The sequence below is a fragment of the Desulfosarcina cetonica JCM 12296 genome (assembly GCF_001311845.1).
GTDB classification, from domain to species: Bacteria; Desulfobacterota; Desulfobacteria; order Desulfobacterales; family Desulfosarcinaceae; genus Desulfosarcina; species Desulfosarcina cetonica.
Window position 1 is genome coordinate 1 of the sequence record NZ_BBCC01000539.1, and the last position, 622, is coordinate 622.

Genomic DNA, 622 nt, shown 5'->3' on the forward strand with positions numbered 1-622 from the left:
TATAAGAAGTTTTAGAATGGACAAAAGTTGTTAATCCTTTCGATCCATTCCGATGATTTTTGTGATTGGTTAAACCCAATTCTTTCTTTTATCTTTTCTTTTACATCATCAGATAGATTTACAAAAACACCTTCCAATATCGACAAGAACAAATCATCACCATCAGTATTTTTTTCATATAACCTTTTAATGATTGCTTCACGAAGCAAATGTATCCTATTGTCATCATCAATATACTTACCAATGGTATATGGATTCATTCGTTTTATGTCCATAAGTACAAAACGATTCCCAACAGCTAATTGACCAAACAGGTACGCTAAAACTGCATCTCTGTCTTTATTTTCTAAAAGCGCCAAATGGTTTATGAAAAAAGTTAAATATGAAAGTATATCTGCCATACTTCTATGATTTAAATATTCATTCAGTTTTTTAGTCTCTTTTCTAATTACATCTTGCGGAAGGGTTTCAGCTACAACCCCATGAAGTTTTATATAATTAACGTATTCATTCTCTAATTCAATATTTTCACAAATTATGGGTATCGAACAAAATAGCTTCAATTTTTCTGATGGAATCATCTGCGATACCATATGATTAAAAATTGCGCTACACATCGGAT

General features: G+C 30.7%; 1 protein-coding gene. It reads right to left on the bottom strand.

The genetic code is table 11. The features are described 5' to 3' along the window. Positions 1-11 precede the first annotated feature (11 nt). Positions 12-622 (bottom strand): hypothetical protein (locus JCM12296_RS35465; RefSeq protein ID WP_218188479.1); only part of this gene is annotated, 611 nt, incomplete at its 5' end.